The sequence below is a fragment of the Nonomuraea sp. NPDC050451 genome (genome assembly GCF_044458585.1).
Genome location: NZ_JBITHZ010000031.1, coordinates 125,485 through 133,634 on the forward strand (window position 1 = coordinate 125,485; position 8,150 = coordinate 133,634).

Genomic DNA, 8,150 nt, shown 5'->3' on the forward strand with positions numbered 1-8,150 from the left:
GTGGGAGGAAACCCAACCGTGAAGTATGCAGGCCGGCTCGCCGCCGTAGCCGTCGTCGGCGCGCTCTCCCTCGCTGCGTGCGGCACAGACAACAACGCACCCGCGGGCAGCACCACGTCCGCCAGCGCGCCCGCCGCGGGCAATGACAATGGTCTGAGCGGTACGATCAACGCCGCGGGCTCCTCGGCCCAGGCCAACGCGATCACCGAGTGGACGAAGAACTTCACGGCCACGAACCCCGGTGTCACCATCAACTACCAGCCCAGCGGCTCCGGCGCGGGTGTGCAGTCGTTCATCCAGGGCACGGTGGCCTTCGCCGGCTCCGACTCGGCGTTGAAGGATGACCAGCCCGCGCAGGCCGACGCCCGCTGCAAGACCGGCAAGGCCATCAACATCCCGATGGTGACCGGCCCCATCGCGGTGGTCTACAACCTGCCCGGCGTCGAGGGCCTGCAGCTGTCGCCCAAGACCCTCGGCGGCATCTTCGACAGCAAGATCACCAAGTGGGACGACGCCGCCATCAAGGCCGACAACCCCAGCGCCAAGCTGCCCTCCACCCCGATCCAGGCGTTCCACCGCTCGGACGAGTCGGGCACCAGCGACAACTTCACCAAGTTCCTCAAGGCCACCGCCGGCTGGGCCTACGAGCCCGCCAAGGCGTGGCCCGCCGAGGCCAAGGGCCAGGGCGCGAAGGGCTCCGACGGCATCGCCTCCTCCGTGAAGGACACCGAGGGCGCGATCAGCTACGTCGAGCTCTCCTACGCCGAGAACTCGTCGCTGCAGAAGGCCAAGGTCTCCAACGGCGCCAACGAGTTCGTCGAGCTCACCCCCGAGAGCGCGGCGAAGACCATCGAGACCGCCACGATCAAGGGCACCGGCAACGACCTCGCCCTGTCGATCGACTACGCCACCAAGACCCCGGGCGCCTACCCGATCGTCCTGGTGACCTACGAGATCACCTGCGAGAAGGGCCTGTCGGCGGAGGAGTCGAAGCTGGTCAAGGGCTTCCTCACCTACACCGCCAGTGACGAGGGGCAGGCGGCCCTGAAGGAGCTGGGCTACGCCCCGCTGGCCGGCGACCTGCTCATCAAGGTCCGCACCGCTGTCGAGGCGATCTCCTAGCGACCGATGACCACCGATCTGAAGACCCGTGACGGCGGACCGGCCATGAGCCGGTCCGCCTCGCGGCGCAGCCATGGTGAAGGCCCCTTCCGCTTCCTCTCCACGGCGGCGGGCGTCCTCCTGCTGGCGATCATGGCGGCCATCGCCGTGTTCCTCATCAGCGAGGCGATCCCCGCCCTGCAGGCGAACAAGGCATCCTTCTTCACCGAGCTGACCTGGGACCCCAACGGCCAGAAGGTGTTCGGCATCGCCGCCCTGGCGTTCGGCACCGTACTCAGCTCGGCACTCGCGCTCGTCATCGCCACCCCGATCGCGGTCGGCGTTGCGCTGTTCATCTCCCACTACGCGCCGCGCCGCCTGGCGGCGGGGCTCGGCTACCTGGTCGACCTGCTCGCTGCCGTGCCCAGTGTGGTCTACGGCCTGTGGGGCCTGGCGTTCCTGGTGCCGCTGATCCGAGAGCCGTCCCAGTGGCTCAACGAGACCTTCGGCTGGTTCCCGCTGTTCGCCGGCGAGGGCGCCATCGGCGGCAAGACCATGCTCGCGGGCTCGATCGTGCTGGCGATCATGATCCTCCCGATCATCGCGGCGATCTCGCGGGAGGTGTTCCTCCAGGCGCCGAAGATGAACGAAGAGGCGGCACTGGCGCTCGGCGCCACCCGCTGGGAGATGATCAGGATGGCCGTGCTGCCGTTCGGCCGCCCGGGCGTCATCAGCGCCGCCATGCTCGGCCTCGGCCGCGCCATGGGCGAGACCATCGCGGTCGCGCTGATCTTCCCCGCGACGTTCGACATCAGTTTCGAGATCCTCACGCCCCACGCCAACAGCATCGCGGCGAACATCGCCAACGGCTTCGGCGAGGCGACCCAGATCGGCCGCGGGGCGCTGATCGCCTCCGGCCTGGTGCTGTTCATCATCACGCTGCTGGTGAACATGGGAGCGCGCCTGATCATCAACCGCCGTAAAGAGTACTCGAGGGCCGGCGCATGACGGGTATCCAGCACATCTCGACCAGCCGACGGGTCAAGGACAAGATCGTCCAAGGGCTGGTCTACCTGGCGTTCGGGCTGGCCGTGGTGCCGCTCATCTCGGTGCTCTGGCTGGTCATCTCCAACGGCCTGGCCCGCTTCGACCTCGAGTTCCTGACCCACTCGATGCGCGGCATCGGCGCCCGTGACGCGGGCGGCGGCGCGTACCACGCGATCATCGGGACGCTCGAGCAGGTCCTGCTCGCCTCGGCCGTCTCGGTCCCCATCGGCCTGCTCACCGCGATCTACCTGGTCGAGTACGGCAACGGCGGCCGGCTGAGCCGGTCGATCAGCTTCTTCGTGGACGTCATGACCGGCATCCCCTCGGTCGTCGCCGGTCTGTTCGTCTTCGCGTTCTGGATCCTCTTCCTGGGCTTCCAGTTCTCCGGCTGGGCGGGCGCGCTCGCGCTGTCGATCCTGATGATGCCGACCGTGGTCAGATCGGCCGAGGAAATGCTCCGGCTGGTGCCCAACGACCTGCGAGAAGCCTCGTACGCGCTGGGTGTGGCCAAGTGGCGCACGATCATGAAGGTCGTGCTGCCGACGGCGTTCACCGGCATCATCACCGGCGTCATGCTGGCCGTGGCCCGCGTCGCCGGCGAGACCGCGCCACTGCTGATGACGGTGTTCTTCACCAACTCCATCAACAACGATCCGTTCACCGGACCGCAGATGGGCCTGCCGCTCTTCGTGTTCGACCAGGCGGCCCGGCCCAACGACACCGCGATCGACCGGGCGTGGACCGGCGCCCTCACGCTCATCCTGATCGTCATGCTGCTCAACCTGGTGGCGCGCCTGATCGCCTGGTGGCGCGCGCCCGCCAGGGGCCGATAGGGGGTTACCGCCGCAATGTCCAAGCAGATCCAGGTTTCAGGTCTCGACGCGTACTACGGGTCGCACAAGGCGATCGAGGACGTGTCGATGACCATCGAACCCCGTTCGATCACCGCGTTCATCGGCCCGTCCGGGTGCGGCAAGTCGACGTTCCTGCGCACGCTCAACCGCATGCACGAGGTGATCCCGGGCGCCCGTGTGGACGGCAAGGTCCTGCTCGACGGCGAGGACCTGTACGCCCCCACCGTCGCGCCCGTCTCGGTGCGCCGGATGATCGGCATGGTCTTCCAGCGCCCCAACCCGTTCCCGACGATGTCGATCTACGAGAACGTGGCCGCCGGGCTCAAGCTCAACGGCCGGGTCAGCAAGTCGCAGCTCGACGGGGTCGTGGAGGATTCACTCAAGGGCGCCAACCTCTGGAACGAGGTCAAGGACCGCCTGAACAAGCCGGGCGCCGGCCTGTCGGGCGGTCAACAGCAGCGTCTCTGCATCGCCCGGGCCATCGCGGTCAAGCCGCAGGTCCTGCTGATGGACGAGCCGTGCTCGGCGCTCGACCCGATCTCCACGCTGGCCATCGAGGACCTGATGGCCAAGCTCAAGGACGAGTACACGATCGTCATCGTCACCCACAACATGCAGCAGGCCGCCCGGGTCAGCGACAGGACCGCGTTCTTCAACCTCGCTGAGCAGGGCAAGCCCGGCAAGGTGATCGAGATGGACGAGACGTCCCGCATGTTCACCAACCCGTCCCAGAAGGCAACAGAGGATTACATCACGGGGCGCTTCGGCTGATGACCCAACAGCAGGCGGCATCCACGGTGATCGGGGACGCGCGGACGAAGCCCGTACTGCTCATCGCCGACCCCGACGGCGCGGTCGTGGAAGACCTCGCCACGGCGCTCGAACGGGAGGGCGTGTCCGTCACGGGCGCGCCCGACGGGGCTCAGGGCCTCCTCCAGGCGGGAGCCCTGCAGCCTGACGTGGTGCTCGTCTCGGCCACGCTGCCGGTCATAGACGCGGTGGAGTTCGTCCGCGCGGTACGGCTGGCGCGCGCCGTGCCCGTCCTGCTCGGCGTCGGCGAGGGCCACGCCGAGCAGGCGGTACGCGCACTCGCCGCCGGCGCGGCCGCCTGCGTGGCCAGGCCCTACCGGGTGGCGGAACTGCTGCCGTTCATCCAGGCGGCCTCGCCCGGAGCACGCAAGGTGCTCGCCGTGGGCGGGGTCGAGCTGGACGTGCAGGCCTACCAGGTACGGGTGGGCGGGCGAGCGGTCCATCTGCCCCTGCGGGAGTTCGAATTACTGCAGTACCTGATGCGCAACGCCGATCGCACGGTGACCCGCGAGCAGATCATGCGCCACGTGTGGCACGCCGCGGCCAACACCTCGACGAACACGATCGCGGTGCACGTCAAACGCCTGCGCGCCCGGCTGGGCGACGAGGACGATCAGCTCATCCAGACCGTACGGGGTGTCGGCTACCGCCTGGTCACGCCGGGCACTTCCGGAAGTCCTGCATGATCCGCTTGGCCACGCCTTCGACCGTCGCTATGCCGTACGCCACCTCGGGACTTCCCTCGGTGAGTACGGCAACGGCGTAGTCGTGGCCGTCGCCCCTGATCAGGCCCACGCTGACCGTGGCCCAGAGCTTGTTCGAGACGTGCTTGAGCCAGCCGTTCTTCAGCGCCACGCGGTCGCCCGCGCACGCGGCGGCGCTGATGCCCCAGTTCTGGCCCGCCACGACGTGCCCCATGAGCTTCAGCACCTGGCCGCGGTCCTTGGCCTTCAGCGGGCTCTTGCCGGACACCAGGGCCCGCATGAGGCGGATCTGGTCATCCACTGACGTCCGGGTGATTCCCCAGCAATACAGGTCCACGCACTCGCCTGGGATGCCCCGGGTGTGTTCCAGGCCGAACTTCCTGCCTGCCTTCGTGAAGCCGGGCGCGCCGCCGATGCGTAACCACAGGCGGTCGGCGGCGTGGTTGTCGCTGTAGCGGATCATGATGTCGGCGTCGTGCCGGACGGCCGCCGGCAGCTTCTTCCACGAGGTCCGCAGCAGCAGCGCCATGAGGATCTGCACCTTGGCCGTGCTGGCGGTGATCAGGCGCTCGCCCGGGTGATAGCGGTAGAGCCGGCCGGTCGCCAGGTCCTTGACCATGGCGGTGACCTGCCCGGATCGGCCCGCGAGATAGCGGTCGAGCCGCTTGCCGATCCGGTCGGCCGGGACCGGCGCCAGGTTCTCCTCGGCCGAGATCTTCTCCAGCCGCGACCCGAAGGCCACCTCGCGTACGCCCAGGACCGCTTCCCGCCGGGCGGGCGCGGGCGGCTGCGCCCGGACCCGGGCAGGCATCGGCAAGAGAGCTGTGAGCAGGGCGAGGGCGATGACCGCTCGTGGTATCGCCTGGCCGCGGCCCGCGATCATTCACGCATTATCACGAAAAATAGCGACAAGCCGCTAGACGCTCACGGCGGTCAATTTCGCGATCGAATCGTCGTCGCACGTGGCCCAGAAGTCCCCCACGACATCCTCCACGTGCTGGAGGGACTCGGCCCGGAACAGCACGTCCTGATATTTCGTGATGTCGTAGTGCGTCGTCCCCATCGCGGACAGGTCCAGCGGCCTGATGTCCATGCCGCGGAACTCCTCGATCTCCCCGTACGACGAGAGGATCCCCGCCCCGTACGCCCTGAGCTCGTCCCCTTCCGCCATGACCCCGAACTCCAGCGTGAACCAGAAGACCTTCGACACGAACTCCAGCGCCTCCTCGGACTCGACCCGCCGCGCGGCCTGCCCCGCCAGGCGGTACAGGGCGGCGTACCGGGGGGCGGCCAGCGCGTTGGCATGACCGATCACCTCATGGATGACGTCGGGCTCCGGCGTGTAGAAGGGCACGGAGTGGTGCCGGATGTACTGCGTCGAGTGGAAGTACCCGTCGGCCAGCACCCCGTAGAAGTCGCGCAGCGGCACCGGCCCCGCGGCGGGCAGGTACCGGAACCCGGTCAGCGGCTCCAGCAGCCGCGAGACCTCCTCCAGCTGCGGGATCCGCTCCTTCGGCAACCCCAGCCGCGCGGCGCCGTCGAGGTACTCGGCGGTGGCGTACTTGGCGTGCTTGGCCGCCAGCTCCCTGGTGACCAGGGCCCAGACCTCGTGCTCCTGCTCGGTGTACTCGGCCGCCGGAATGGGCGTCCCCGGACGGTGGTTGACGGCCAGCCCCGCGATCGCGTTGCGCCGCTCCCGGTAGACCGCGTCCGCGAACCCAGGATGGGACGCGGACAGCTCCACCACCACCGACCCGTCCTCTTGGGCTGCGACAGGGGCGAAGTATTGTGCTTCCTCGAACATGCTCCAAATGACAGCAACTCCGGGGTTCTCTTGACAATAGCGCCCAGTTTTGCTGCGCGATACGCTCGGTTTCGCCTCCCGAAGCTCACATCTTCTGGTCGAATCGCACAGTTCAGGGAGGGTCCGCTATGGACGATCTCGACGCCAGGTTGCTGGTGACCATGCGCGCCCATCCCCGCGTCGGCCTGACGGAGCTGGCCCGCTTGCTGGGGGTGGCCCGCGGCACCGTACAGGCCCGGGTGGAGAAGCTGACGGCCAGAGGCGTGATCGAGGACTTCGGCCCGACCGTGTCACCGGCCGGCGCCGGCTACCCCATCCTGGCGTTCGTGTGGCTGCAGATCGCCCAGGGGCGGCTGGCGGAGGCGGTGGAAGGGCTGCGTGCCGTACCGCAGATCCTGGAGGTGCACGGCACGAGCGGCCAGCACGACCTGCTGTGCCGGGTGGTCGCGCACACCACCGACCATCTGCAGGAGATCATCGCCAGCATCCTGGCGTCCCCGGCGGTGCAGCGCACGGACACGACCATCGCCCTGTCCACCCAGATCCCCTACCGCATCGAGCCCCTCCTCGAAAACCGCTAGGACCTCGACGGCATCCAACCTGATGGGAGGAGTGCCATGAGGAAGCTCATAGTGATCGCCACCGCGATGGCGGCGGGCGCGGCCCTGGTCCCGCTGTGGACCGCCGTCCGCACCTCGGATCAGCAGCCCGGCCAGATGCGGACCGCCGTCCCCATCCCGCACCAGCAGCCCGGCCCGCTGTGGGCCCCCGTCCGCAATCCGGACCAGCGTCCTGGCCCGACTTCTGGGGAGGCCGCTGCCTACGCGTACCTGTGCGACAACGCCAAGGACGAGGGTCCGCACGAGGAGTGCGCCCATTGGTTCGTGGTGACGTCCGGCGGGAGGACCTGGCGGCTCACGGACGCGGTGGAGCGGGGCTACGTGGACCTGACCGCGGACGGCCGCTACCTGGCCTACCAGCGGGCCGGCGACCACCGTCTCGTGGTCCGGGATCTGGTGGGGGGAACCGTCCGTGCGGTCCAGGAGGTCGTTCCCGGAGTGGACGGCGACCGGCTCGCGTACCGGCCCACCCTGCTGGCCAAGGGCCGCTGGCTGTACGTGGACCACGTCGCGGGATGGGCCGGCGTGGACGAGCCTCCGGGCTTCGTCGTGGACGTCGCCACCGGCCGCACGGTGTGGCGGCTGCCCGGGGACTCCTGGCTGGTCGGGCTGGACGACGACGGGTCGAGGCTCATGGTCGAGGACGACAAGTCGTTCTCGGTGATGAACGCCGCGGGGACCACCACGAGGCCGCTACCGGCCCGGCTGCGCACCATCGAGGCGACCGGCGCCCTCACCCCGGACGGGACAGGCCAGGCAGCGCAGGTGGTCTCCAGGAACTTCCCGGCGGGCGGCGCCGACATCCGTCCGGCCCGGCTGGTCACCATCGACACCAGGACCGGAAAGGCGCTCCATGACGTACGCCTCTCGCTCCCGTTGAAGGACAGGTCGAGTATCTGCGACGTCAGTCGGTGGTCGAGCTCTCGGGAGGTTCTGCTGAGATGCGGGGCCGGCCTGTTCCACGACATCATCTTCCGCGTGGACACCCGGACGGGACGCTACACCAAGGCGGGAGAGACGTGGCCGCCCAGGTCACACCTGTTCGAGCTGGTGTGGGCGGCGGATTAGCCCACAAACGAGAAATGGCCCCACGCACCGGCGTGGGGCCATTTCTATCAAAGATTGTCCGGCGGCGACCTACTCTCCCACACCCTCCCGAGTGCAGTACCATCGGCGCAGAGAAGCTTAACTTCCGGGTTCGGAATGTAAC

General features: G+C 68.5%; 9 protein-coding genes and 1 rRNA gene. 7 read left to right on the forward strand and 3 right to left on the reverse strand.

Annotated features, from left to right (window positions below; translation table 11 throughout):
- Positions 1-18 precede the first annotated feature (18 nt).
- The 5 genes from pstS to ACIBI9_RS51350 are packed head-to-tail and all read left to right on the forward strand — an operon-like array spanning position 19 to position 4,498.
- On the forward strand, positions 19-1,122 hold the full coding sequence (gene pstS, locus ACIBI9_RS51330; RefSeq protein ID WP_397234503.1) for a phosphate ABC transporter substrate-binding protein PstS: 1,104 nt from the start codon (positions 19-21) through the stop codon (positions 1,120-1,122).
- A 6-nt stretch (positions 1,123-1,128) separates the two neighbouring features.
- Positions 1,129-2,109 (forward strand): phosphate ABC transporter permease subunit PstC, encoded by a 981-nt coding sequence (pstC, locus tag ACIBI9_RS51335; protein WP_397234505.1) that lies wholly within the window; start codon positions 1,129-1,131, stop codon positions 2,107-2,109.
- Positions 2,106-2,981 carry a phosphate ABC transporter permease PstA gene (pstA, locus tag ACIBI9_RS51340; protein ID WP_397234506.1) on the forward strand — a complete coding sequence of 292 codons (876 nt, stop codon included), beginning with the start codon at positions 2,106-2,108 and terminating at the stop codon, positions 2,979-2,981. Before pstC ends, pstA begins: the two co-directional genes overlap by 4 nt.
- A 15-nt stretch (positions 2,982-2,996) precedes the next feature.
- Complete coding sequence (gene pstB / locus ACIBI9_RS51345) at positions 2,997-3,773, forward strand: phosphate ABC transporter ATP-binding protein PstB (RefSeq protein ID WP_397234508.1); 777 nt, start codon at positions 2,997-2,999, stop codon at positions 3,771-3,773.
- Entirely contained in the window at positions 3,773-4,498 is a 726-nt protein-coding gene (locus ACIBI9_RS51350) for a response regulator transcription factor (protein ID WP_397234510.1), read from the forward strand. Before pstB ends, ACIBI9_RS51350 begins: the two co-directional genes overlap by 1 nt.
- On the opposite strand, the gene ACIBI9_RS51355 is transcribed toward ACIBI9_RS51350, so the two are convergent.
- Both ACIBI9_RS51355 and ACIBI9_RS51360 read right to left on the reverse strand, forming a co-directional pair.
- A complete protein-coding gene (locus tag ACIBI9_RS51355) occupies positions 4,467-5,399 on the reverse strand; it encodes a serine hydrolase (RefSeq protein WP_397234512.1) in 933 nt (310 codons plus the stop codon). The genes ACIBI9_RS51350 and ACIBI9_RS51355 overlap by 32 nt on opposite strands.
- 33 nt (positions 5,400-5,432) lie before the next feature.
- A complete protein-coding gene (locus ACIBI9_RS51360) occupies positions 5,433-6,320 on the reverse strand; it encodes a phenylalanine 4-monooxygenase (RefSeq protein WP_397234514.1) in 888 nt (295 codons plus the stop codon).
- Between the two features lie 128 nt (positions 6,321-6,448).
- On the opposite strand from ACIBI9_RS51360, the gene ACIBI9_RS51365 reads away from it, so the two are divergent.
- Together ACIBI9_RS51365 and ACIBI9_RS51370 are read left to right on the forward strand one after the other, a co-directional pair.
- Positions 6,449-6,901, forward strand: coding sequence for an Lrp/AsnC family transcriptional regulator (locus ACIBI9_RS51365; protein WP_397234516.1), 453 nt, complete (start codon positions 6,449-6,451; stop codon positions 6,899-6,901).
- Between the two features lie 36 nt (positions 6,902-6,937).
- Entirely contained in the window at positions 6,938-8,008 is a 1,071-nt protein-coding gene (locus tag ACIBI9_RS51370) for a YncE family protein (RefSeq protein ID WP_397234518.1), read from the forward strand.
- 56 nt (positions 8,009-8,064) lie between these two features.
- Here ACIBI9_RS51370 and rrf read toward each other — a convergent pair.
- Positions 8,065-8,150: ribosomal RNA gene (gene rrf / locus ACIBI9_RS51375) — 5S ribosomal RNA — on the reverse strand; the annotation flags it as partial.